The organism is Streptomyces xylophagus (genome assembly GCF_000716435.1).
GTDB classification, from domain to species: domain Bacteria; phylum Actinomycetota; class Actinomycetes; order Streptomycetales; family Streptomycetaceae; genus Streptomyces; species Streptomyces xylophagus.
Genome location: NZ_JNWO01000004.1, coordinates 341,606 through 365,933 on the forward strand (window position 1 = coordinate 341,606; position 24,328 = coordinate 365,933).

The window sequence follows — 24,328 nt, forward strand, 5'->3', positions numbered from 1 at the left end:
CGGAACTCGCACAGAGGCCTGTACAGGGGGCGCCGGTATGGGTGACGGCGATATTCACAGCCCCCGAGTTGTCCACAGTTTTCGACCAAGATCCACACGATTTCCGTGATGCCCGCACCGTGATTCCCACGCGTCCTCGATCGCGGCGAGTTCATGGCCGGCTCCGTTTCTCGGACGCGTTTGGCCGGTTTCTGTCGGCCGTGCATATGGAGGGCCGCTCGCCGGTTCGCCACACCTTTGGGAATCGCGGGGCCGCAGGGGTCACGCGAGAAACGCAGCGATGGGGGATGGAAAACATGGCCGGAACTGTCACACACGATCCACCGCCTGCCGCCGGAGGGCGACAGGGCGGACCGCTGATCGTCACCGAGGACGTCGAACTCCTCGACGACCTGCTGAGGCTGTGCGCGGCGGCCGGGGCGACACCCGAGGTCCACCACGGGGTGCCGGAGCGCCGGGGCGGCTGGGAGACGGCGCCGCTCGTCCTGGTCGGCGACGACGCGGCCCGACGGGTGCGCGGGGCCGCCCGCCGGCGCGGGGTGGTGCTGGTCGGCCGGGACCAGGACGACTCCGGGGTCTGGCGGCGAGCCGTGGAGATCGGCGCCGACCACGTCCTGATGCTGCCCGACGGCGAACAGTGGCTGGTCGACCGCATCGCCGACGTCGCCGAGGGCGTCGGCCGCCCCGCGCTCACCGTGGGCGTCATCGGCGGCCGCGGCGGAGCCGGAGCGTCCACGCTCGCGTGCGCCCTCGCCGTCACCTCCGCGCGTGAGGGACTGCGCACGCTCCTCGTGGACGCCGATCCGCTGGGCGGCGGACTCGACGTACTCCTCGGCGGAGAGACGGCCGAAGGCCTGCGCTGGCCCGCGTTCGCCGCCTCGCGCGGCCGGGTCGGCGGCGGCGCCCTGGAGGAGTCCCTCCCGGAACTCCACTCGCTCCGGGTGCTCAGCTGGGACCGCGGCGACTGCGTCGCCATCCCGCCCCAGGCGGTGCGGGCGGTGCTCGCGGCGGCCCGCAGGCGCGGCGGCACGGTCGTCGTCGACCTGCCCCGCCGTATCGACGACGGGGTCGCCGAGGCCCTCGCCCAGCTCGACGTGGGTCTGCTCGTGGTCCCCGCCGAACTGCGCGCCGTGGCGGCGGCCGGACGGGTGGCGTCGGCCGTCGGCATGGTCCTGCGGGATCTGCGGGTGGCCGTACGGGGTCCCTACGCCCCCGGTCTCGACGACCGCGAGGTGTCCCGCCTGCTCGGCCTGCCACTGGTCGGTGAAGTGCCGGTCGAATCGGGGCTGTTGCGGCCGCACGAGGGCAAGTCGCCGCCGGGGGCGGCGGGGAGGGGGCCGTTGGCGCGGTTCTGCCGGGAGTTCCTGGAGCGGGCGTTGGTCGAGGTGGGTGGCGTATGAGGGGGTTGGCGGGGAGTTCCGAGCGGGGCGGTGCGGTGAGGGCTCCGCGGGGCGAGGTGCCTGGGCTTGCCGGGACGGGCGGTTCGGCCGGTGCCCCCGTGCAGCGGGCGGGCGGTTCGGGGCGTTGGACTTCAGGTGGGGCCGGGGTGAGTGGCGAGCCGGGGTTGCTCGACGGTGTGCGGCGGTGGCTGGCCGAGAGCGGGGGTGAGCCGACGCCCGCGCGGGTGGCACAGGCGCTGCGGGAGCAGGGGCGGGTGCTGGGGGACGCCGAAGTGCTGGGCGCGGCCGAGCAGTTGCGGTCCGAGCTCGTGGGCAGCGGTCCCCTGGAGTCCCTGCTCGCCGACCCTTCGGTCACCGACGTCCTCGTGTCGGCCCCGGACCGGGTGTGGGTCGACCGGGGCGGCGGCCTGGAACTGACCGACGTCTCCTTCCCGGACGCGGCAGCCGTACGACGCCTCGCGCAACGCCTGGCCGCGGTGGCCGGACGCCGACTGGACGACGCCCGCCCCTGGGCCGACGCCCGGCTGCCCGACGGGACACGCCTGCACGCCGTACTGCCTCCGGTCGCCGTCGGCTGCACCTGCCTGTCGCTCCGGGTCGTACGACCGCGCGCGTTCACGCTCAACGAGTTGGTCACGGCGGGCACGGTGCCGCCGGGCGGGGACCGCATCCTGCGGGCCCTGATCGAGGCACGGCTCTCCTTCCTGATCAGCGGCGGCACGGGCAGCGGAAAGACGACGCTGCTCAGCGCACTGCTCGGGTTGGTGGGACCCGGTGAGCGGATCGTGCTTGCCGAGGACTCGGCGGAGCTGAAACCGGACCACCCCCACGTCGTACGGCTGGAGAGCAGACCCGCCAACCAGGAGGGCGCCGGACTCGTCACGCTCCAGGACCTGGTCCGCCAGGCCCTGCGGATGCGGCCGGACCGGCTGGTCGTCGGCGAGGTGCGCGGCCCCGAGGTCGTTCACTTGCTCGCCGCGCTGAACACGGGCCACGAGGGCGGCTGCGGGACCGTCCACGCGAACGCGGCGGCCGATGTCCCGGCCCGCCTGGAGGCCCTGGGTACGGCCGCGGGCCTCGATCGGGCCGCGCTGCACAGCCAGTTGGCGGCCGCGCTGTCGGTGGTGCTGCATCTAGTACGGGACCGGGTCGGGCGGCGACGGATCGCCGAGGTGCATGTCCTGGAGCGGGACCCGTCGGGGTTGGTGCGGACGGTGCCGGCGCTGCGGTGGGGCGTGGAGGCGTTCGCGTACGAGCGGGGGTGGGAGCGGTTGCGGGAGTTGATTCGGGGTGGGGGTGACGGGGGTTAGGGGGCGTGCAGGAGTCGTTGGGGGCGTGGTGAGGGGCCTGTGCGACGGGCGGCGGCGAGTAGGAGGGGTGGTGACGGGGGTGCGTGCGGGATCGGCATCGGAGAGCGGGAGTCGTGATGGGCGTGTGTGAGGGCTGGCTGGCCGTGAGCGGGAGTGGTGATGGGTGTGGGAACGGGTGAGATGTCGGTCGGGGTGGCTGCCGTGTGTGTCGGGGCCCTGGTCTGGCTGATGGGCGGGCGGCAATCCGGGGCCCGGCGGGCGCAGTTGCTGTTCGCGGGCGAGGGGGTGGTGGGCGTCGGGCCGCCCTCGTGGGAGCGGGCGGTCGGTGAACTGCGGCGGATCCGGGGCCGGTTGCGGGCCGAGTGGTGGTCGCTGGGCGCTGGAGTGGTGCTGGCGGTCCTGGGCGCCTCGGTGGTTCCGGTCGTCGCGGGGGCGGTCGGGGTGCCGTTGCTGCGTCGGGTGCGGCTGGCCGGGGAGGCTCGGCGGGCGGGGGAGTCGCGGGGCGACGCGGTGATCGCGTTGTGCTCGACGCTCGCCGGGGAGGTGCGTGCGGGGCGGCAGCCGGGGGAGGCGTTGTTGCGGGCGGCGCTCGACTCCGGCGGGCTCGGTGAGGCGCAGGCCGCGGTGTTGGCGGCGGCGCGGTTCGGCGGGGATGTGCCGGGTGCGCTCACCTCGGCGGCACGGCAGCCGGGCGCGGACGGGCTGTTGGGGCTCGCCGCGTGCTGGCGGGTGGCCGTGGATCAGGGCGCCGGGCTCGCGGCGGGACTCGACCGGCTCGAGGGGGCGTTGCGTGCCGACCGGGACCAACGGGCCGACCTCCGAGCCCAGTTGGCGGGGGCGCGGGCCACCGCGGTGATGCTCGCCGGGTTGCCGGTGCTCGGGCTGCTGCTCGGCGCGGCGATGGGCGCCGATCCGCTGCGGGTGCTGCTGCACAGCGGGGCGGGGTTCGGGTGCCTGGTGGTCGGGGCGTTGCTGGAGGGTCTGGGGTTGTGGTGGGCGCTGCGGATCGTGCGAGGGGTGGAGGCGGTGTGAGCGGGGGTGGCGTGACCGCGGAAGTGGCTGTCGGTGTCCGGGCCGGTGAGGGACTCGGGGTGGGTGCGAGGGGAGGGATTCGCGACGTGCCGGGCCGGAGCGGACCAGGGCGAGGTCGCGAGGGGACGACGGCCGGATACGAGGTCGGCGGGGTTGAGGCGAGGGGCCGCTCGGTGAGGGCCGGGAGCGGTGTGCGTACGGAAGCGGAAACCGGCCTGGGCTGGAGAAGGGAGGCGGCATGAGCGCGGAAGTTGTCCACAGGCTGGGGGTGGTCTTGGGGGCGGTGCTGATCGTGGGGTGGCTCGCGCGGTGGCTGGACGGGCTGAGGCGAGAGCGGAGGGCTCGGCGGCGGCTGGCGGAGCTGCTGCTTCGGGAAGTTCGTGAAGTGCCGCCTGCCGGGCCCGGGTTCGAGGCTCGGGAAGCTGCGCGGCGGTGGCTGCCCGTGGTGGGTGTCGTGGGTGCCGGGTGGGTGGTGGTCGGTGGGGTCGCCGGAGTCGTGGTGGGCGGGGTTGTCGCCGTCGGGCTGTGGCAGTGGCGGCGACGGCAGGTTGCCGGCGACACCGTCGCCGAGCGCGACGCCGCGACCGCCGCACGTCAACTCCCCCTCGCCGCCGATCTGCTGGCCGCCTGCATCGCCGCCGGAGCCTCGCCGGTGATCGCCTCCCAGGCCGTGGGAGAGGCCCTCGCGGGGCCCGTGGGGGAACGGCTGGCCCGTGCGGCGGCGGAGGTACGGCTCGGTGGTGAACCGGCCGACGCCTGGCGGAGGTTGGCCGCGCTCCCGGGTGCCGGCCCGCTGGCTCGGCTGCTCGAACGGGCCGACGAGTCGGGGCTCCCCGCCGCCGGACCGGTTGCCCGGCTCGCGGCGGAGGCCCGCGCCGACTGGACCCGCACCGCGACGGCACGGGCCCGACGGGCGGCCGTCCTGATCACCGCACCGGTGGGGCTGTGCTTCCTGCCCGCGTTCATCGCGGTCGGCGTACTGCCCGTGGTGATCGGGCTCGCGGGCGGGGCGGCGGGAGGGGGTGGCGGCTGACGGGAGGAGCGAGCGCGAGCGGTGACGGACGTATGACCGACAACGACTGATCGAGCGATCGAGCCATCGAGTAACTGAACCAACAGGAACCTCACGGGGGTTGAGATGAACAAGGCAGTGCAGGGAGTGCGGGCGGCAGCGGTACGGGTGCTGCGAGCGGTACGGGTACGGGCGCTAGTGGGCGCCGGGGCGCGCGGGGACGCGGGGATGGCCACCGCCGAATACGCGATGGGGTTGGTCGCGGCGGTGGCGTTCGCCGTGGTGCTCTACAAGGTGGTGACCAGCGGCGCGGTCAGCGCGGAGCTGCAGAGCATCGTGAAGCGGGCCCTCGATGCGAAGGTGTGAACGCCGGGGCGGGGACGCGGGGTTCGTGACGGCGGAGGCGGCCGTGGTCCTGCCCGTGCTGGTGATGTTCGCGATGGCGCTGGTGTGGGGGCTGTTGGTGGTGGCCGCGCAGATCCAGTGCGTGGACGCGGCCCGCATGGGCGCCCGTGCGGCGGCTCGGCAGGACCCGGCCGACGCGGTCGTCCAGGTGACCAGGGACACGGCACCGCGCGGTGCGCGGGTCACGGTGGGCCGGGAGGGCGACCAGGTCCATGTGGTCGTGGTCGCGAAGCCACCGGTGCTGAGTGGGCTGCCCTTCGAGGTGCGGGAGGAAGCCGTGGCCGCGGCCGAGGAGACGGTGGGAGAGGGGAGGGCGGGGCCGTGAGGTGCCGTGTCCAGGCCGCTGTGAGGGGCCTTACGGCGGTTCTGGGGCGTATGAGAGCCCGTCACTCGGGTGGTGACTCGGACCGGGGGTCCGCGACCGTGTGGAGCCTCGGTGCGATGGCCGTGCTGTGTGTCGTGTTCGGCGTGGTGCTCGCCCTGGGACAGACCGTCGTGGCCCGGCACCGTGCGGCCGGCGGTGCGGATCTCGCGGCGCTCGCGGCGGCCGATCACTGGGCGGAGGGCGGTGCGGGCGCCTGTGCCCGGGCGGAGCGGGTGGCGCGGGCACAGGGGACGCGGATCGTGCGGTGTGCGGTCGTGGGCGAGACGTCGGACGTGACGGCGGCGGCGGGCCTGGGACCGTTCGCGGCGGAGGTCAGGGCACGGGCGGGGCCTGCGGGGCCGGTACCGGCGCCTCCAACGGGCCCCGCAGCACCGGCGCCTCCACCGGTTCCTGCACCACCAGCTCCTGCTCCTCCACCGGTCCCCGCACCACCGGCACCCTGAGCCGGCTGCCGCCGCCCGTCAAACCTCGCCCACCTTCTCCCCCGGCACCTCTCGCACGTCCTCCGGCGCTTCCCGCAGCAGTTCCGTCAGCAACCGCACCGCCCCCCGCTTGTGCAACGGCTCGTTGCCGTTGCCGCACTTGGGGGACTGGATGCAGGACGGGCAGCCGGCGTCGCATTCGCAGGAGGCGATCGCCTGGAGGGTGGCGGTGAGCCAGGCGCGGGCGGTGTGGAAGGCGCGCTCGGCGAAGCCCGCGCCGCCCGGGTGGCCGTCGTAGACGAAGACCGTGGGGAGCAGGGTGTCCGGGTGCAGGGGGACGGACACTCCGCCGATGTCCCAGCGGTCGCAGGTGGCGAAGAGGGGGAGCATGCCGATCGAGGCGTGTTCGGCGGCGTGGAGGGCGCCGCCGAGGATCTCCGGGTTGATGCGGGCGGCGTCGAGTTGGTCCTCGGTGACCGTCCACCACACGGCGCGGGTGCGGAGCGTACGAGGAGGGAGGTCGAGTTTCGACTCGCCGAGGACTTCGCCGGTGATGACACGTCTGCGGAGGAAGGAGACGACCTGGTTGGTGACTTCGACGGAGCCGTAGCACAACCGGCCCTGCCCCCAAGGGAGTTCGATGTCCGTCTCCAGGACGGAGATCGCCGTGGTGTCGCGGGCGACCGTCGAGTACGGGGGGTTGGCCTCCTCGACGAGGGCCACCGAGTCCTCCAGGTCCAGTGAGCGCACCAGGTACGTGCGGCCCTGGTGGAGGTGGACCGCGCCCTCGTGGACGGTCGCGTGGGAGGCGGACTCGTCCACGGTGCCCAGCAGGCGGCCCGTGCCGTTCTCGACGATCTGGACCGGCCTGCCGCCCCCGCCGCGGATGTCGGTGAGGTCGGCGGCGCGTTCGCGGCGCGTCCAGTGCCAGGCCTTCGCCCGGCGGCGGAGCAGTTTCGCGGCCTCCAGTTGCGGAAGCAGGTCCGCTGTCGCCGGGCCGAAGAGGTCCAAGTCCTCTTCGGTGAGCGGGAGTTCGGCCGCTGCCGCGCACAGGTGGGGGGCCAGGACGTACGGGTTGTCGGGGTCCAGGACCGTGGACTCCACCGGCTGGTCGAACAGGGCCTCGGGGTGGTGGACGAGGAAGGTGTCCAGGGGGTCGTCGCGGGCCACCAGGATGGCCAGTGCTCCTTGCCCGGTCCGTCCGGCGCGGCCCGCCTGTTGCCACAGAGAGGCGCGGGTGCCCGGGTAGCCGGCGATCAGGACCGCGTCCAACCCAGAGACGTCGATGCCGAGTTCGAGGGCGGTGGTGGCGGCGAGGCCGAGCAACTCGCCGGAGTGGAGGGCGCGTTCGAGGGCGCGGCGTTCCTCGGGGAGGTAGCCGCCGCGGTAGGCGGCGACACGGCGGGCCAGCGAGCGGTCGACCTCGGCGAGGCGTTCCTGGGCGATCAGCGCGATCAACTCGGCGCCGCGCCGGGACCGTACGAAGGCCACCGAGCGGACGCCCTGGACGGCGAGGTCGGTCAGCAGGTCGGCCGTCTCGGCGGTGGCGGTACGGCGGACCGGGGCGCCCTTCTCGCCGTGGAGTTCGGTGAGCGGGGGCTCCCAGAGGGCAAACACCAATTCGCCGCGCGGTGAGGCGTCGTCGGCGACCTCGACCACGGGGAGGCCGGTGAGGCGGCGGGCGGCGACCGAGGGTTCGGCGGCGGTGGCGGAGGCGAGGAGGAAGACGGGGGAGGAGCCGTAGCGGGCGCAGAGGCGGCGCAGGCGGCGCAGTACCTGGGCGACGTGGGAGCCGAACACGCCCCGGTAGGTGTGGCACTCGTCGATGACGACGTATTTCAGGGACTTCAGGAAGGAGGACCAGCGCGGGTGCGAGGGCAATATGCCCCGGTGGAGCATGTCGGGGTTGGTCAGGACGTAGTTGGCGTACTGGCGTACCCACTCGCGCTCTTCGAACGGAGTGTCGCCGTCGTACACGGCCGGGCGAACCGCATTGCCCAGCGGTTGTGAAAGTTCCTTCACAGAGCGGAGCTGGTCGGCAGCCAGGGCTTTTGTGGGGGCCAGGTAGAGGGCGGTGGTGCCGCGGCCGTTCGGCGCCTCGGAGCCGTCCAGGAGCGTCGAGAGGACCGGTACCAGATAAGCCAGCGACTTGCCCGAGGCGGTGCCTGTGGCAACGATCACTGACTCGCCGTCGAGGGCGTGCTCGGCGGCCTGTGCCTGGTGGGCCCAGGGGTGTTCGATACCGGCTTCCTGGACGGTGGCGATCACCTCGGCGCGAATCCGGTCAGGCCAGACGGCATGGCGGCCCTCACGTGGGGGCAAGTGCTCCGTATGAGTGATGCGCGAAGCCCGGCTCGGTCCGGACGCGAGCCGGTCCAGAACCGTGCCCGGCGAGAGCCCGGACATGGGGTTCGCCGAGGGTCGATCGGATCGCTGATTCTTGGCCATCGGCACCGAGTGTGTCACTGGCGTGACGGACAATGGAGCCAAGGCGTCGTGCACGCCCTGCGGTAAGTGATTGAATGCCATCGCGGCTGGCGAACCGTCCTGGGGGCTCTGCCGAGGTGTCCCATGGGATGACCGCTCGATAGCAAGGTGCTGGAGGATCCGTGGACCTGTCCCTGTCGACCCGTACCGTCGGCGATCGTACGGTCGTCGAGGTCGGTGGCGAAATCGACGTATATACCGCGCCCAAGTTGCGCGAACAGCTGGTCGAGCTGGTGAACGACGGGAGTTTCCACCTCGTCGTGGACATGGAGGGTGTCGACTTCCTCGACTCCACCGGGCTCGGCGTGCTGGTCGGCGGCCTGAAGCGGGTGCGTGCCCACGAGGGCTCGCTGCGCCTGGTCTGCAACCAGGAGCGCATTCTGAAGATCTTCCGTATCACCGGCCTCACCAAGGTGTTCCCGATTCACACCTCGGTCGAGGAAGCGGTGGCGGCCACCGACTGACCGACCGTTCCGGGAGCGGTGAACGACCGCTCCCCGATCGGCCGTATAGACGACCGGTGGACCGGGCTTTCGGCAGCCCGGCCCTCCGACAGCACGCCCGTAGTCCCGAGGGGGATGCATGGCCACCGTTGAACTCCGCTTCAGCGCGCTGCCCGAGCACGTCAGGACCGCCCGACTGGTGGCGGCAGCGGTGGCGCGCAGGGCCGGAGTGGACGAGGCCGTACTCGACGAGGTGAGACTCGCCGTCGGCGAGGCCTGCACCCGTGCCGTCGGGCTGCATCAGAGCAGCGGGATCACCGCTCCGGTGAAGGTGCTGCTGATCGAGGAGGAGAAGCAGTTCTCCATCGAGGTCGGCGACGAGGCACCACGCTCGGCTCCCGGCGACAAGGCGCCCGGGTCCCTGGGCGACGATCCGGACGCAGACACCGAGGAGGACGAGATGGGCCTCGCTGTCATCAGCGGGCTCGTCGACGATGTCGAGGTCACCGCCGGGGAGCACGGCGGATCGATCCGGATGACCTGGCCGACCACACCGCCGGCCACGCCGCTCTCCTGACAACACCGCACACCACAGCCGAAGGGCCCTGCTGAGCAGGGCCCTTCGGCATTTCCGGAAGAGTTCCGCGATCGTGTACCGATGCGTACCGGCGGTGCGAAAGAATTCGTGAATCAATTCACGATCAATGCCTGATCGGCGCCCCGATAATTTGATCAAGCGCCAATGCTTTTAAGGCATTACTATGCGAAGGCCAATTCCGTTTGCCGCGCACTGTTTTGATCAGGTTCCGGTACCTACAATCCGTCCACATCTTGAGCTCAGCACAGGCGTCAAGGAGGACGAATGGCGGGGCTTTCTACCCCTCAGCAGTTTGACCACCCCACAACCTTCGCAGCCGCAGTCCTGACCGACGACAACCGCGTCCTCGTGATGGTGATCGCCGTCGTGGCACTGGCGGCGCTCGTGGTCGCTGGCATCCTGGTCCGCCAGGTACTCGCGGCCGGCGAGGGCACCGACAGCATGAAGAAGATCGCGACGGCGATCCAGGAAGGCGCGAACGCCTATCTGGGACGGCAGTTGCGCACGGTCGGCGTATTCGCCGTGATCGTTTTCTTCCTGCTTCTGCTGCTGCCCGCGGACGACTGGAATCAGCGCGCCGGACGATCGATCTTCTTCCTGATCGGCGCGGTGTTCTCGGCGACCACCGGCTATATCGGCATGTGGCTCGCCGTACGCAGTAATGTCCGTGTCGCCGCGGCGGCCCGGGAAGCGACCCCGGCGGAAGGTGAGCCCGAAAAGGATCTCACCGCCGTCTCGCACAAAGCCATGAAGATCGCTTTCCGCACGGGCGGCGTCGTCGGCATGTTCACGGTGGGGCTCGGTCTGCTCGGCGCCTCCTGCGTGGTGCTGGTGTACGCGGCCGACGCGCCGAAGGTGCTGGAGGGATTCGGCCTCGGCGCCGCCCTGATCGCCATGTTCATGCGTGTCGGCGGCGGCATCTTCACCAAGGCGGCCGACGTCGGCGCCGACCTGGTCGGCAAGGTCGAGAAGGGCATTCCGGAGGACGACCCGCGCAACGCCGCGACCATCGCCGACAACGTGGGCGACAACGTCGGCGACTGCGCGGGCATGGCGGCCGACCTCTTCGAGTCGTACGCTGTGACGCTGGTCGCCGCGCTGATCCTCGGCAAGGCGGCCTTCGGCGACTCCGGGCTCGCGTTCCCGCTGCTCGTGCCGGCGATCGGCGTGATCACCGCCATGATCGGCATCTTCGCGGTGGCGCCCCGCCGGACCGACCGCAGCGGCATGTCCGCGATCAACCGGGGTTTCTTCATCTCCGCGGCGATCTCGCTCGTGCTGGTGGCGGTCGCGGTCTTCGTCTACCTGCCGTCGTCCTACGGCGACCTCGACGGCGTCACCGACGCGGCGATCAAGGTCAAGGACGGCGACCCGCGGATCCTCGCGCTCGTCGCCGTGGCCATCGGCATCGTGCTCGCCGCACTGATCCAGCAGCTGACCGGCTACTTCACGGAGACGAACCGCCGTCCCGTGATGGACATCGGCAAGACCTCGCTCACCGGCCCGGCCACCGTCATCCTCGCCGGCATCTCGCTGGGCCTCGAATCGGCCGTCTACACCGCCCTGTTGATCGGCCTCGCCGTCTACGGGGCGTTCCTGCTCGGCGGCGCCTCGATCATGCTGGCGCTGTTCGCGGTGGCGCTGGCCGGCACCGGTCTGCTCACCACGGTCGGTGTGATCGTCGCCATGGACACCTTCGGGCCGGTCTCCGACAACGCGCAGGGCATCGCCGAGATGTCCGGCGACGTCGAGGGCGCGGGCGCCCAGGTGCTCACCAACCTGGACGCGGTCGGCAACACCACCAAGGCCATCACGAAGGGCATCGCCATCGCCACCGCCGTCCTGGCGGCGTCGGCGCTCTTCGGGTCGTACCGCGACGCGATCCTCACCGCCGCCAACGACGTCGGCGAGAAGGTCTCGGGACCGGGCGCGCCGCTCAACCTGATGATGGACATCTCCCAGCCCAACAACCTGGTGGGGCTCATCGTCGGCGCCGCGGTCGTCTTCCTCTTCTCGGGACTCGCGATCAACGCGGTCTCCCGGTCCGCCGGGGCCGTGGTCTACGAGGTGCGGCGGCAGTTCCGCGAGCACCCCGGGATCATGGACTACACCGAGACACCGGAGTACGGCCGCGTCGTCGACATCTGCACCAAGGACGCGCTGCGCGAACTGGCCACGCCAGGACTGCTCGCCGTGCTCACGCCGATCGCGGTCGGGTTCACGCTCGGCGTCGGCGCGCTCGGCTCGTTCCTCGCGGGCGCGATCGGCACCGGCACGCTGATGGCGGTCTTCCTCGCGAACTCGGGCGGTGCCTGGGACAACGCGAAGAAACTCGTCGAGGACGGCAACCACGGCGGCAAGGGCAGCGAGGCCCATGCCGCCACGGTGATCGGCGACACGGTCGGCGACCCGTTCAAGGACACCGCGGGACCGGCCATCAACCCGCTGCTGAAGGTGATGAACCTCGTCGCGCTGCTCATCGCGCCCGCGGTCATCAAGTTCAGCTACGGCGACGACAAGAACATCGGGGTGCGCATCGCGATCTCGGTGCTCGCGTTCCTGGTGATCGTCGTCGCGGTGTACATCTCCAAGCGGCGCGGGATCGCCGTGGGGGACGAGGGCGATGCCGAACGGACGACCAAGTCGGCGGATCCCGCGGTGGTTTCGTAGGCCTTCTTACGAGGCTCCGCTCAACGGGCGGGCGGGTGGCGCGAGTTGTGCGCGCCGCCCGCCCGTTCCGCATGTGTTCAGGCCCTCGCCGTGAGCCTTCTCTCGCTTGGTGCAAATGGCCCCAAAGACTCTTCTATCGGACCTTGGGCCCGGGGGTGTCGGCCGTCCGGCGTGTATGTTCCGGGGCCGAGAGCCATGGAAGGGACCAATCCGGTGAACAAGAAGCTCGCGGCCGCACTGTCCGGCGGTGCGGTACTGGTACTGGCGCTGTCGGGATGCGGCGGCAGCGGCGACGACAGCGACGCCAAGCTGGACTCCTGGGCCAAGCAGGTCTGCCTCGCCGTGCAGCCGCAGGCGAAGAAGATCGAGGCCGCCAACACGGCGATCCAGAAGGAGACCTCGGACAACAGCACCCCGGAAGAGGTCCAGAAGACCGACTCGCAGGCCTTCCAGGACATGTCCGACGCCTACAAGGCGATCGGGGCCGCCGTGAACAGCGCCGGGGCACCGGACGTCGAGAACGGCGCGACGAAGCAGCAGAACGCCGTCAAGGAGCTCAACGGCATCTCCACGTCGTACGCCACCCTGAAGGGGCAGGTGGACGCGCTGAACACCAAGGACCAGGCGAAGTTCGCGGACGGTCTCAAGGGCATCGCGACCTCGCTGGACAAGCTCAGCACGAGCGGGAACGACGCCCTGAAGACCCTCGAAGGGGGCGATGTCGGCAAGGCGATGACCAAGCAGGCGGCCTGCAAGTCGGCGTCCGCGTCGGCCTCGTCGTCGGCCTGACCCCACCCGGGGAACGGCATCTCCTGGAGGCGTCCCCTGATAAGTCGTCTCCCGTAGGCAGCGATCTTTCAGTTGCTGAAAGATGCCCCGGTACGCGTGCGTGCCGGGGCCTTCGCATGGGCGGGCGCGTTGTCGGTCCGAGCGGCCACAATGGAGGTGTGAGTAACTCCAGCCTGCCCACTCTGCCCGCATCCGACCGCCCGGAGGTCGCCGCCCGGCTCCGGGACGCCCTGCTCGGCGCCGCCTTCACCGCCGACGGACTGCTCGAACTGCTCGGCGCCCCCGCATACGCGGCGCTGGCCCGCAGCGAGACCGTGCCGGCACTCCGGGCGACCCGGGGCGACACCCCGCTGGAGACGCTGATCCGGCTGTTCCTGCTCCAGCAGCCCGTGCCGCACGCACGCGTGGCGGACGTGCTGCCCGTCGCCGAGTGCGTGGCGAGCGGATGGCTGGTGTCCGTGGGCGGCGACGAGATCGCCGCGACCGTGGACGTACGGCCGTACGGCGGGCCCGACGGCGAGGACTGGTTCATCGTGTCGGACCTGGGGTGCGCGGTCGGCGGAGCCGGCGGCATCGGCAGCCGGGAGGAAGGCGTCGTCCTCGGGGTGGGCGGCGCGTCCACGACCCTCGCGGGCATCACCGTACGGACGCCGGTCTCCGCCGCACTCGACCTCGGCACCGGCTCCGGCATCCAGGCACTGCACGCGGCACAGCACGCCACGCGCGTGACGGCCACCGACGTCAACCCGCGCGCCCTGCACATCACCGCGCTCACCCTGGCGCTCTCCGGCGCACCGGCCGCCGACCTGCGCGAGGGCTCGCTGTTCGAGCCGGTCAGGGACGACGAGACGTACGACCTGATCGTGTCGAACCCGCCGTTCGTGATCTCGCCGGGTGCCCGGCTCACCTACCGCGACGGCGGGATGGGCGGGGACGATCTGTGCCGGTCGCTCGTTCAGGAGGCGGGGGAGCGGCTGCGCGAGGGCGGATTCGCGCAGTTCCTCGCCAACTGGCAGCACGTGGAGGGGGAGGACTGGCAGGACAGGCTCAGGTCGTGGGTGCCGCGCGGATGCGACGCGTGGATCGTGCAGCGCGAGGTCCAGGACGTCACGCAGTACGCCGAGTTGTGGCTCAGGGACGCCGGCGACCACCGGGGTGACACGGCCGCGTACGAGGCGCTCTACGACGCGTGGCTCGACGAGTTCGAGGCGCGCAAGGTCAAGGCCGTGGGCTTCGGCTGGATCACCCTGCGCAGGACGGGATCCGACACGCCCTCGATCACCGTCGAGGAGTGGCCGCACTCGGTCGAACAGCCCCTCGGTGACACCGTGCGCGTGCACTTCGACCGCGTCGACTATCTGCGCGCCCACGACGACGCGTCCCTGCTCGCCGCCCACTTCAAGCTGGCCGACGAAGTCATCCAGGAACAGGTCGGCCTGCCCGGCGCCGAGGACCCCGAGCACGTCGTGCTCCGTCAGCACCGCGGCATGCGCCGGGCGACCAAGGTCGACACGGTCGGCGCGGGCTTCGCCGGCGTGTGTGACGGCACGTTGAGCGCGGGCCGCATCCTGGACGCCATCGCCCAACTCGTCGGCGAGGACCCGGTCCTGCTCCGCGACCGGACGCCGGCGCAGATCCGGTTGCTGGTGGAGCAGGGGTTCCTGGAGCCGGTGGGGTGAGTGGTGCTGGTGGAGTGAGTGGTGCTGGTGGAGTGAGTGGTGTCGGCGGCTGACCGGCGCCGGGTGGCGGCCAGTTGCGGGTGGCTGACCGTTTCCCGGGGGCGGAGCGGGCCCCTCGCTCTTGGCCGACTGGCTGTTCCCGGGCGGGCGTTGCTCTCGATCTCGGCCGGCGCCTGCCTCTGCTGACCGGCTGATCGTGGTTCGGGGGTCGGCCTATCTCGCCGTCGATCGTTCCTACGGCCGGCCCGTCCCTCGCGCCTCCGCCCACCCGCCGTACGGCACCCCGGATTCCCCTCCCGCCCCTGTCACGCCTGAGGCCTCCCCGTACCACTGAGCCGCGTGTGTCCACATCAACCGGGATTGTTCGGATCGGTGCGGAAAAGCCCTCCTGTCAGTGGCGGGTGCGAGGCTACCTTCGAAGACAGGTTCCACGCGTCCTCGGGGGAGGCGCGCCGTCTCGGGGGAGGCGTGATGGCTGGGGATACGCCGGAGCAGGGCGAAGGCAGGGTCATCAACGGGCGCTACCGGCTGCTGCGCACGCTCGGCGCGGGCGGCATGGGGCGCGTATGGCTCGCGTACGACGAGGAGTTGGCCTGCGAGGTCGCCGTCAAGGAGATCTCGCTGCCGGACGTGCCGGGGGACGTCGGCGAGCGCGCGCAGCGCATCGCGCGGGCCCGCAGCGAGGCCCGGCACGCGGCCCGGCTGCGCGGCCATCCGCATGTGGCGACCGTGCACGACGTGGTGATCCACGAGGGCCTGCCCTGGATCGTCATGGAGTACGTCCCGGACGGCGTCGACCTCCAGGTGGTCGTACGGCGTTCCGGACCGCTGCCGCCCGCGCGGGTGGCCCGTATCGGACTCGCCGTCCTCGACGCGCTCACCGCAGGGCACCGCATCGGCATCCTGCACCGCGATGTGAAACCGGCCAACATCCTTCTGGCGCCGAACGCTTCGGGCGATCCGTACGCGCGCGTGCTGCTCACCGACTACGGCATCGCCCTCCAGCCCGAGTCCCGCGAACCCCGGCTCACCGCCACCGCGGGCATCCTCGGCACACCCGGCTACCTCGCCCCGGAGCGGGCCCGCGGCGAGCCGCCGACCCCGGCCGCCGACCTGTTCTCCCTGGGCGCCACGCTGTACGCCGCCGTCGAGGGCCGCGGCCCCTTCGACCGCCACGGCGACTACGCGACCCTCACCGCCCTGCTCGGCGAGGAGCCCACGCCCGCCGTCCGCGCGGGTGAACTGGCGCCCGTACTTCAGGGGTTGCTGGTCAAGGACCCGGTGCTGAGGTCGACACCGGAGACGGCGGCACACGGGTTGGAGCGGGTGGCGCGGCCGGTCGGTCACACACCGGGGAGCCCGCCTGCGCCGGAGGGCTTCGGCCCGACGCCGGACGGTTTCGGTCCGGCGGGCGGTAGTTGGCCCACGCCCGATCAACCGCAGGGCCCCGCTGCCGACGGTCCGCCCGGCTACGTCACCAGCGGGCCGAGGGGGCAAGCCGCAGGTGGTCCGCCCGGATACGCGGCGGCCGGTCCCTATGTGGGCGGCCCCTACGCCCCGCAGACACCGGGAGGGTCCGGGGCCACCCCTCAGGGCCCGGCGCCCTACGGTGACCGGCCCGCGGCCCTCCTCGGGGGCTCCACGCCGCCGGGCCGACCCACCCCGCAGACACCCGGCGCCCCACCGACCCCCAACACACCGAACACCCCGGCCGGCGCCGTGTCGCCGTACGACCCCCAGGGGCAGGCCGGTTCGGGCGGCGCGTACGGCCAGTGGAACCCGTACGCGAACAGCCCCACGATGTCCTACCAGGGCGCCTATCAGAGCAGCGCGCCTGCGCCGCCCTACGCGGGCGGCCAGGGTCCGACGTATCCGGGCGGTCCGGGGTCTGTCGGGGGCGGTCCGCCGGGCGGTGGGCGGCGGCGTCGGATGCCGGTCGGGGCGGTGCTCGCGCTAGTGGTGGCCGTCGCGCTGGTGATCGCCGGCGGGGTGTGGGCGGCGAACTCGCTGACCGGCGGCAAGGACACGGCGGCGACGAAGAAGGCGTCCCCGTCCGCGTCGTCGTCGCCGACGGGCTCCGCGTATCCGTACGGCGAGGATGTGGGGCTCAAGAAGGCGCTGCAGACCGGCGATTGCGTGCACGCGGTGTGGACCGGGACGGCGTTCGCGTCGCGGCCCAACCTGGGGGTCGTGAGCTGCGCGCACGACGATCCGGACGGCCAGGTGATGGCGGTCGACACGGCGAGCGACTTCGCCGACGCCCGCGACCACGGTGCCGAGCGGTGCGCGGGCAAGGCGAAGGCGGCCGCCGACTCCCTGGCCGACGCGGACGTCTACGCCCTCACACCGACGGAAGCGGGCTTCGGGGCGGCCGGGGGCGGTACGGCGTGTCTCGTACTCGGCCGTCATGTGCCGATCGGCGGCGAGATAGGGCGCTTCCGCAACACCGAGTCGAACGTGTGGACCACCGAGATGAGCGTCGGCGACTGCTGGTTGTACGTCGACCACAAGACCTACTTCACCGCGACCCTGACCGACTGTGCCGATCAGCACACCGACCAGGTGATCGGTTTCGCGACGGCCCCGCGGACGATGACGTTCGAGGAGGCGCTGCAGCAGGGGAACAAGCTGTGCAGCAACAAGTTCGAGTCGACTTGGGCGCCCGGATCCGACCGTTCCGTCTTCGGGTATCTGTCCGACGAGAACAACTGGAAGGCCGGATTCAACTCGGTCGTCTGCACCGTGGGGCAGGCCGATCGCTCCCGGACGACCGGGGCGATATCGTCCTCCGGTACGGCCGCCTGACGGCTGTCCGCCGCGAATTCACCGGGGGTTGGCCTGCCCGTCGCCCACGGGTGCCAGCCTCCCGGACCGGGGTACCGGGTCGGGAGGGGACACGCATGGAGAGCGGGCCGGCGATCTTCGCGGGGTTGGTGTTCGCCCTGTTCGGAGGCGCGCTGCTGCTGTGGACCGCGGTCAGGGCGCGGCACCGCGAACCCGTGGCCCAGGGTGTGAACCCGGTCGCATCGGCGACCCTCGCGAGCGTCGTCGCGGTCATCGCCCTGCTCCTCGGAACCTGGTGCTTCCTGCACGTCTGAGCACCGCGCCCGGGGTGCGGCGCAGGTAACCGGGGGATCACCCTCCGGATGGCTCCGAAAAGGCCGGTGGGGACTCCGGGCGGCAGGAATGGCGGTAGTCGGGTTACCGTTCGAGTGGCCGTTGCGGGCTTTTCCCGTTTGACACGGGGGCGGGATGTACCGTCACACTCCGCAGCGTCACCATGACCCGACCCCGGGACCAAGCAGCTCCGGGGGAGGCCCCCAGCGTCGACCGGAGAGAAGAGCGAAGTTGTCCCCGACCAGCGAGACCGCACACGGCGGCCGCCGACTCGTCATCGTCGAGTCCCCTGCCAAGGCGAAGACGATCAAGGGCTACCTCGGCCCCGGATATGTCGTCGAGGCGAGCGTCGGGCACATCCGCGACCTTCCCAACGGCGCCGCGGAGGTGCCCGAGAAGTACACCGGCGAGGTCCGCCGCCTTGGTGTGGACGTCGACCACGACTTCGCGCCGATCTATGTGGTCAACGCCGACAAGCGGGCCCAGGTCAAGAAGCTCAAGGACCTGCTCAAGGACTCCGACGAACTCTTCCTCGCCACCGATGAGGACCGCGAGGGCGAGGCCATCGCGTGGCACCTCCTCGAGGTTCTGAAGCCCAAGGTCCCGGTCAAGCGCATGGTGTTCCACGAGATCACCAAGGACGCGATCCGCGCCGCCGTCGCCAACCCGCGCGACCTCAACCAGCCCCTGGTCGACGCCCAGGAGACCCGCCGTATCCTCGACCGCCTCTACGGCTACGAGGTCTCGCCGGTCCTGTGGAAGAAGGTCATGCCGCGCCTGTCGGCCGGCCGTGTCCAGTCCGTCGCCACCCGGCTCGTCGTCGAGCGTGAGCGTGAGCGCATCGCGTTCCGGTCCGCCGAGTACTGGGACCTGACCGGCACCTTCGGTACCGGCCGGGCGGGCGACGCGAGCGACCCGTCGACCCTTGTGGCACGCCTCCAGGCCGTCGACGGCAAGCGGGTCGCCCAGGGCCGCGACTTCGACTCCCTGGGGCAGATCAAGAGCGCGAACACCCTCCACCTCGACGAGGCCAACGCCCGCGCGCTGGCCGCCGCCCTGGAGGACACGCGGTTCGCCGTCCGGTCCGTCGAGTCGAAGCCGTATCGACGTTCGCCGTACGCCCCGTTCCGTACGACGACCCTCCAGCAGGAGGCCAGCCGCAAGCTCGGCTTCGGCGCGAAGGCCACCATGCAGGTCGCGCAGAAGCTGTACGAGAACGGCTACATCACCTACATGCGTACGGACTCCACGACCCTGAGCGAGACGGCGATCACCGCCGCCCGCGCCCAGGTGACGCAGCTGTACGGCGCCGACTACCTGCCGGCCCAGCCGCGCGTGTACGCCGGGAAGGTGAAGAACGCCCAGGAGGCGCACGAGGCGATCCGCCCCTCGGGTGATCGTTTCCGCACCCCCGCCGAGACCGGTCTGACCGGCGACCAGTTCAAGCTCTACGAGCTGATCTGGAAGCGGACCGTCGCCTCGCAGATGAAGGACGCGGTCGGCAACTCCGTCACCGTGAAGATCGCGGGCACCTCGTCCGACGGCCGGGACGTCGAGTTCAGCGCCTCCGGCAAGACGATCACCTTCCACGGGTTTTTGAAGGCCTACGTAGAGGGTGCCGACGACCCGAACGCCGAGTTGGACGACCGCGAGCGCCGGCTGCCGCAGGTCGCCGAGGGCGACGCGCTCAGCGCCGAGGAGATCACGGTCGACGGGCACGCCACCAAGCCCCCGGCCCGCTACACCGAGGCCAGCCTCGTCAAGGAGCTCGAAGAGCGCGAGATCGGCCGCCCGTCGACGTACGCGTCGATCATCGGCACGATCCTCGACCGCGGCTACGTCTTCAAGAAGGGCACGGCCCTGGTGCCGTCCTTCCTGTCCTTCGCCGTGGTCAACCTCCTGGAGAAGCACTTCGGTCGACTGGTCGACTACAGCTTCACCGCCAAGATGGAGGACGACCTCGACCGCATCGCCAGCGGCGAGGCACAGGCCGTGCCGTGGCTGCGCCGCTTCTACTTCGGTGAGGGCGAGGCGACGGGTGCCGCCGAGGCAGGCAACGGCGACGGCGACCACCTGGGCGGACTCAAGGAACTCGTCACCGACCTGGGCGCGATCGACGCCCGCGAGGTGTCGTCCTTCCCGGTCGGCAACGACATCATGCTGCGGGTGGGCCGCTACGGCCCCTACGTGGAGCGCGGCGAGAAGGACTCCGAGAACCACCAGCGCGCCGACGTGCCCGAGGACCTGGCGCCGGACGAGCTCAGCGTCGAGCACGCGGAGGAACTGCTCGCCAAGCCGAGCGGCGACTTCGAGCTGGGCGCCGACCCCGAGTCGGGACACCAGATCATCGCCCGCGACGGCCGCTACGGCCCGTACGTCACCGAGGTGCTCCCCGAGGGCACCCCGAAGACCGGCAAGAACGCCGTCAAGCCGCGTACGGCCTCGCTGTTCAAGTCGATGTCCCTCGACACGGTGACGCTCGCCGACGCCCTCAAGCTGATGTCGCTGCCGCGTGTCGTCGGCAAGGACGCCGAGGGTGTGGAGATCACCGCGCAGAACGGGCGCTACGGGCCGTACCTGAAGAAGGGCACGGACTCCCGCTCGCTGACGGCCGAGGACCAGCTCTTCACGATCACCCTCGAAGAGGCGATGGAGATCTACTCCCAGCCCAAGCAGCGCGGCCGGGCCGCGGCCAAGCCGCCGCTGAAGGAACTCGGCACCGACCCGGTCAGCGAGAAGCCCGTCGTCGTCAAGGACGGCCGTTTCGGGCCGTACGTCACCGACGGCGAGACCAACGCGACCCTGCGCTCCGGCGACAGCGTCGAGGAGATCACCCCGGAGCGCGGCTACGAGCTGCTCGCCGAGAAGCGGGCCAAGTCGCCCGCCAAGAAGACGGCGAAGAAGGCCCCGGCGAAGAAGGCGGCGGCCAAGAAGGCGCCCGCCAAGAAGACGACGACGGCGAAGAAGACCGTCGCGAAGACGACGACGGCCGCCAAGAAGACGACCACGGCCGCGAAGACGGCGACGGCCAAGAAGACGGCCACCTCCAAGGTGGCGTCCGAGGACTGACGCCTGTTGCCCGCGGGGTGAGGAGCGCACGCTTCCTGCACCGCGGGTTCGCGAAACGAACGCCCCGGCATCACTTTGGTGTCGGGGCGTGCGCAGGTCCGGGCGGGCGCGGCTTGTTGTCGGTGGCTGCCGATAGGCTGAAAGCATGACGCCAGCCGAGCAGCCAACGGCCCACCAGCCGGCCCCCGACGACGCCCTTGTCGCGGACTCCCGCGAGCGTGCCGTCCGCGCCCTGCTGCGCCAACCGCAGCTCAAGCGGCTGTGGAGCGCACAGTTCGTGACGAGTGTCGGTGACACTCTCGCCCTGCTGGTCCTGGTCGTGCTCGCCTTCCAGGCGGCGATCCTCCAGGGCTCCTTCGGCGGCGGCTACCGGGGCGTGGCGTTGGCGGTGGCGACCGTCTTCGGGGCGCGCATCCTCGCGACACTGCTCTTCGGGGCGGTGCTCCTCGGCCCGCTCAGCTCGCTCACCTCCCAGGACGGCCCCCTCGACCGGCGCTGGACCATGGTCGGCGCGGACGGTCTGCGGGCCGCGCTGCTGATCGTCGCCCCGCTGTGGATCGACTGGACCCCGGACAACGCACTGGCCGTGCTCCTGGTGACCGCCTTCGTGACCGGAGTCGCCGAGCGCTTCTGGACGGTGTGCCGCGAGAGCGCGGCGCCCGCCCTGCTGCCCGCCCCGCCGCTGGAGGGCGCCACGGTCAGGCCGCTGCCCGACCACATGGACGCGCTGCGCCGGCTGTCGCTGCGCACCAGCTTCGTGGCGATCCCCCTCGCCGCCGCGGCCCTCGTCGTGGCCGCGCTGCTCAACAACCTGCTGGGCACCGGCGTCGCCTGGTTCGACCAGCACCAGGCAGCGCTCGGTTCGTACGTCGCCGCCGGGCTGTTCGCCGCGTCCCTCTCCGTGCTGACAGCCCTGGAACTGCCCGCCGCCCGCACCCCGCGCGCGCGGTCGCCGCTCGAAGGGCTGCGCCGCCCCAGGACGGGCACCGGCATCGACAAGGGCCGTACGGGGGCCATCGCGCTGCTCGTGGTCGCCTGCGCGGCCGTCGCCGGAGCGATCTCCGCCGCCGTCGCCGTGTCCGTGCTCCAGGCCAAGGACCTGCACGGCGGCCCGGTGACCTTCGGACTGCTGGTGCTCGGACTGACCGGCGGGGTCGTGGTCGGCATCCGTACGGCGCCCTCCCTGCTGCCGACGCTGTCCCGTCGCCGCCTGCTGACGCTGGCGATCGCCTTCACCGGCATCGCGCTGCTCGCCGCCGGCCTGGTCCCGGACGTCACCACCGTGCTGCTGATCGTCGCGCTGGCAGGCATCGGCGCGGGCGTGGCCGCCAACACCGGGCACACCCTGCTCGACCAGGAGGCCGAGGACTACCGCCGGGCCCGTACGACCGAGCATCTGCACGCGGTCGTCAAGGTCTCGGTGGCGCTCGGCGCGCTGATCGCCCCCCTGGTGGCGGCGCTCATCGGCCCGCACCGCCTGGAGAACGGCAAGTTCGTGTTCGCGCACGGCGGCGCCGCGTTCACGCTGATGCTGGTCGGCGCGCTGCTGCTGCCGGTCGCCGCGCTGGTGCTGGCCAAGGTCGACGACCGCGCGGGAGTGCCGTTGCGGCACGATCTGCGGGACGCGCTGCTCGGCGGCGACGACCCCGACACGGTGCCCGCGAGCACCGGTTTCTTCATCGCCCTGGAGGGCGGCGACGGCGCCGGGAAGTCCACCCAGGCCGAGGCCCTCGCCGAGTGGATAAGGGGCAAGGGACACGAGGTCGTGCTGACCCGCGAGCCCGGCGCGACACCGGTCGGCAAGCGGCTGCGGTCGATCCTGCTCGACGTGTCGTCGGCGGGACTGTCCCACCGCGCGGAGGCCCTGCTGTACGCCGCCGACCGCGCGGAGCACGTCGACACCGTCGTACGACCCGCCCTGGAGCGCGGCGCGGTCGTCATCTCGGACCGCTACATCGACTCGTCCGTCGCCTACCAGGGCGCGGGCCGTGACCTGTCCCCGACCGAGATCGCCCGCATCAACCGCTGGGCGACCGACGGACTCGTCCCGCACATGACCGTCCTGCTGGACGTGGACCCGGAGACCGCCCGCGAACGGTTCACGGAGGCGCCGGACCGACTGGAGTCGGAGCCCGCCGAGTTCCACGCGCGCGTACGGTCCGGTTTCCTCACCCTGGCCGCCGCCGACCCCGGCCGCTACCTGGTGGTGGACGCCGGCCAGGAGCCCGAGGCCGTCACCACGGTGATCAGGCACCGCCTCGACACCGTCCTGCCGCTCTCCGAGGCCGAGATCAAGGCCCAGGAGGAAGCGCGGAAGGCCGCCGAGGAGGAGGCCCGCCGCAAGGCCGAGGAAGAGGCCGCCCGCAAGGCCGAGGAGGAGCGCCTGGAGCGCGAGCGCCAGGAGCAGCTCGCCCAGCTGCGCGCCGAGGAGGAGGAGCGCAAGCGGCGCGAGCTGGAGGAGGCCCAGCGCCGCGAGGCCGAGCGCCAGGCCGAAGAGGCCAGGCAGCGCGCCGAGGACGCACGCAGGCGTGCCGAGGAGGAGAAGGCCCGCCTCCTCGCCGAGGAAGAGGCCCGTGTCGCCGAGGAGGCCCGCCGCAGGGCCGAGGCGGACCGGCTGCGCAAGCAGGCTGAGGATGAGGCCCGGCTGCGCGCCGAGGCCGAGGCACGGCGACTGGAGAAGCAGCGCAAGGCCGAGGCGGCGCTGCTGGCGGCCGAGGAGGCACGCCGGTTGGCGGCGGAAGCGGCGGCCGCGGCGGAGGTGGCCGCTCGACAACCGACGGCTCCTGTGGTCCCTGTGGTTCCGTCCGCTCCGGAGGCCAGGGCCGAGGCGTCGACTGTGCAGACGCCTCTGGTGAAGCCGGCGGGTGGAAGCGCGGGTTCGGGTGGGCGTTCGGCGGAGGACACGGCTGTGCTGCGGCCGGTGGGCTCCGGTGCCGCCGACGAGACGACTGTGTTGCGATCGGTGTCCGGGGACTCCGCGGCGAGTGACTCCGAGGTGCGCGATTCCGAGGTGACTGCCGAGCTTCCGCAGCCGCCCGCTCCTGCGGGGGCCGCCGAGGAGACTGCGGTGCTGCCGCCGGTGTCCGCCGCCGAGGAGACGGCGGTCCTGCCGCCCGTACGGTCCGGGGCGGCCGACGAGACGGCCGTACTGCCGCCGGTCGGTGCCGCGGACGAGACCGCGGTGCTGCCGCCGGTGCGCGGGCAGGATCCGGCGGACCGGGTGCCCGAAGGCTTCTTCCGGGACGAGCGTCCGGCCGACCGGGGGCCCGAGGACCGTACGCGCGAACTGCCCCAGGTCGACGAGCAGGGGGCGCCGCGACGCCGGCCGCGACCCGACTGGGCCGAGGAGACTCCGCTGGACGACCTGCCGTCGTTGGCCGACGAACTGCTCGGTCCGCGCGAGGCCGGTGACTTCGACCACGACGACGACACGGGTCGTGGACGGGGCCGTGGTCGGGGGCGCAGGGGCTGACGGGCTCGGGCCCACCGCCCATCGGACTTGTGCGCGGG

Annotated in this window: 17 protein-coding genes; 16 read left to right on the plus strand and 1 reads right to left on the minus strand. The window is 71.9% G+C overall.

Translation table 11 applies throughout. The features are described 5' to 3' along the window. Positions 1 to 296 precede the first annotated feature (296 nt). From ssd to OO70_RS52280, 7 genes are all read left to right on the plus strand, one after another. Entirely contained in the window at positions 297 to 1,400 is a 1,104-nt protein-coding gene (gene ssd, locus OO70_RS11065; RefSeq protein ID WP_043667557.1) for a septum site-determining protein Ssd, read from the plus strand. A 146-nt stretch (positions 1,401 to 1,546) separates the two neighbouring features. After that, a complete protein-coding gene (locus tag OO70_RS11070) occupies positions 1,547 to 2,710 on the plus strand; it encodes a TadA family conjugal transfer-associated ATPase (RefSeq protein WP_043667559.1) in 1,164 nt (387 codons plus the stop codon). A gap of 159 nt (positions 2,711 to 2,869) precedes the next feature. Further along, on the plus strand, positions 2,870 to 3,742 hold the full coding sequence (locus OO70_RS11075) for a type II secretion system F family protein (RefSeq protein ID WP_043667561.1): 873 nt from the start codon (positions 2,870 to 2,872) through the stop codon (positions 3,740 to 3,742). A gap of 238 nt (positions 3,743 to 3,980) precedes the next feature. Continuing rightward, on the plus strand, positions 3,981 to 4,775 hold the full coding sequence (locus OO70_RS11080) for a type II secretion system F family protein (RefSeq protein WP_043667562.1): 795 nt from the start codon (positions 3,981 to 3,983) through the stop codon (positions 4,773 to 4,775). Between the two features lie 105 nt (positions 4,776 to 4,880). Then, entirely contained in the window at positions 4,881 to 5,120 is a 240-nt protein-coding gene (locus OO70_RS52275) for a DUF4244 domain-containing protein (protein ID WP_078651345.1), read from the plus strand. Then, the gene (locus OO70_RS11090; protein ID WP_078651346.1) at positions 5,107 to 5,484 is read left to right on the plus strand and encodes a TadE family type IV pilus minor pilin; all 378 of its coding nucleotides are present in this window, start codon (positions 5,107 to 5,109) and stop codon (positions 5,482 to 5,484) included. The genes OO70_RS52275 and OO70_RS11090 overlap by 14 nt, the downstream gene beginning before the upstream one ends. Positions 5,485 to 5,534: 50 nt before the next feature. Beyond that, complete coding sequence (locus OO70_RS52280; protein WP_078651357.1) at positions 5,535 to 5,987, plus strand: Rv3654c family TadE-like protein; 453 nt, start codon at positions 5,535 to 5,537, stop codon at positions 5,985 to 5,987. Between the two features lie 18 nt (positions 5,988 to 6,005). Here OO70_RS52280 and OO70_RS11095 read toward each other — a convergent pair whose 3' ends face one another. Further along, complete coding sequence (locus OO70_RS11095; protein ID WP_078651347.1) at positions 6,006 to 8,495, minus strand: DEAD/DEAH box helicase; 2,490 nt, start codon at positions 8,493 to 8,495, stop codon at positions 6,006 to 6,008. Between the two features lie 80 nt (positions 8,496 to 8,575). On the opposite strand from OO70_RS11095, the gene bldG reads away from it, so the two are divergent. The 9 genes from bldG (at position 8,576) to tmk (ending at position 24,290) form a co-directional block, all read left to right on the plus strand. Beyond that, positions 8,576 to 8,917 (plus strand): anti-sigma factor antagonist BldG, encoded by a 342-nt coding sequence (bldG, locus tag OO70_RS11100; protein ID WP_003975386.1) that lies wholly within the window; start codon positions 8,576 to 8,578, stop codon positions 8,915 to 8,917. A 118-nt stretch (positions 8,918 to 9,035) separates the two neighbouring features. Continuing rightward, on the plus strand, positions 9,036 to 9,473 hold the full coding sequence (locus OO70_RS11105; protein ID WP_043667565.1) for an ATP-binding protein: 438 nt from the start codon (positions 9,036 to 9,038) through the stop codon (positions 9,471 to 9,473). A gap of 285 nt (positions 9,474 to 9,758) precedes the next feature. Continuing rightward, positions 9,759 to 12,164 (plus strand): sodium-translocating pyrophosphatase, encoded by a 2,406-nt coding sequence (locus tag OO70_RS11110; RefSeq protein ID WP_043667567.1) that lies wholly within the window; start codon positions 9,759 to 9,761, stop codon positions 12,162 to 12,164. 195 nt (positions 12,165 to 12,359) lie between these two features. After that, entirely contained in the window at positions 12,360 to 12,953 is a 594-nt protein-coding gene (locus tag OO70_RS11115; protein ID WP_078651348.1) for a small secreted protein, read from the plus strand. 158 nt (positions 12,954 to 13,111) lie between these two features. Further along, positions 13,112 to 14,632, plus strand: a complete 1,521-nt coding sequence (locus OO70_RS11120; RefSeq protein ID WP_043667571.1) for a N5-glutamine methyltransferase family protein — start codon at positions 13,112 to 13,114, stop codon at positions 14,630 to 14,632. Between the two features lie 471 nt (positions 14,633 to 15,103). After that, on the plus strand, positions 15,104 to 17,437 hold the full coding sequence (locus OO70_RS11125; RefSeq protein WP_043667572.1) for a serine/threonine-protein kinase: 2,334 nt from the start codon (positions 15,104 to 15,106) through the stop codon (positions 17,435 to 17,437). A gap of 95 nt (positions 17,438 to 17,532) precedes the next feature. After that, positions 17,533 to 17,730 carry a hypothetical protein gene (locus OO70_RS11130; protein ID WP_043667573.1) on the plus strand — a complete coding sequence of 66 codons (198 nt, stop codon included), beginning with the start codon at positions 17,533 to 17,535 and terminating at the stop codon, positions 17,728 to 17,730. A 250-nt stretch (positions 17,731 to 17,980) separates the two neighbouring features. Next, positions 17,981 to 20,818, plus strand: a complete 2,838-nt coding sequence (gene topA, locus OO70_RS11135) for a type I DNA topoisomerase (RefSeq protein ID WP_043667574.1) — start codon at positions 17,981 to 17,983, stop codon at positions 20,816 to 20,818. 145 nt (positions 20,819 to 20,963) lie between these two features. Continuing rightward, positions 20,964 to 24,290, plus strand: coding sequence for a dTMP kinase (tmk, locus tag OO70_RS11140; protein ID WP_043667575.1), 3,327 nt, complete (start codon positions 20,964 to 20,966; stop codon positions 24,288 to 24,290). Positions 24,291 to 24,328: the final 38 nt, after the last annotated feature.

Coding starts and splice junctions, on each gene's coding strand:
- OO70_RS11095 (WP_078651347.1), bottom strand. CDS start 8,495: ATGGCATTCAATCACTTACCGCAGGGCGTGCACGACGCCTTGGCTCCA.
- OO70_RS11075 (WP_043667561.1), top strand. CDS start 2,870: ATGGGTGTGGGAACGGGTGAGATGTCGGTCGGGGTGGCTGCCGTGTGT.
- OO70_RS11105 (WP_043667565.1), top strand. CDS start 9,036: ATGGCCACCGTTGAACTCCGCTTCAGCGCGCTGCCCGAGCACGTCAGG.
- OO70_RS11090 (WP_078651346.1), top strand. CDS start 5,107: ATGCGAAGGTGTGAACGCCGGGGCGGGGACGCGGGGTTCGTGACGGCG.
- OO70_RS11080 (WP_043667562.1), top strand. CDS start 3,981: ATGAGCGCGGAAGTTGTCCACAGGCTGGGGGTGGTCTTGGGGGCGGTG.
- tmk (WP_043667575.1), top strand. CDS start 20,964: ATGACGCCAGCCGAGCAGCCAACGGCCCACCAGCCGGCCCCCGACGAC.
- OO70_RS52275 (WP_078651345.1), top strand. CDS start 4,881: ATGAACAAGGCAGTGCAGGGAGTGCGGGCGGCAGCGGTACGGGTGCTG.
- OO70_RS11115 (WP_078651348.1), top strand. CDS start 12,360: ATGGAAGGGACCAATCCGGTGAACAAGAAGCTCGCGGCCGCACTGTCC.
- OO70_RS11110 (WP_043667567.1), top strand. CDS start 9,759: ATGGCGGGGCTTTCTACCCCTCAGCAGTTTGACCACCCCACAACCTTC.
- OO70_RS11130 (WP_043667573.1), top strand. CDS start 17,533: ATGGAGAGCGGGCCGGCGATCTTCGCGGGGTTGGTGTTCGCCCTGTTC.
- OO70_RS52280 (WP_078651357.1), top strand. CDS start 5,535: ATGAGAGCCCGTCACTCGGGTGGTGACTCGGACCGGGGGTCCGCGACC.
- ssd (WP_043667557.1), top strand. CDS start 297: ATGGCCGGAACTGTCACACACGATCCACCGCCTGCCGCCGGAGGGCGA.
- OO70_RS11125 (WP_043667572.1), top strand. CDS start 15,104: ATGGCTGGGGATACGCCGGAGCAGGGCGAAGGCAGGGTCATCAACGGG.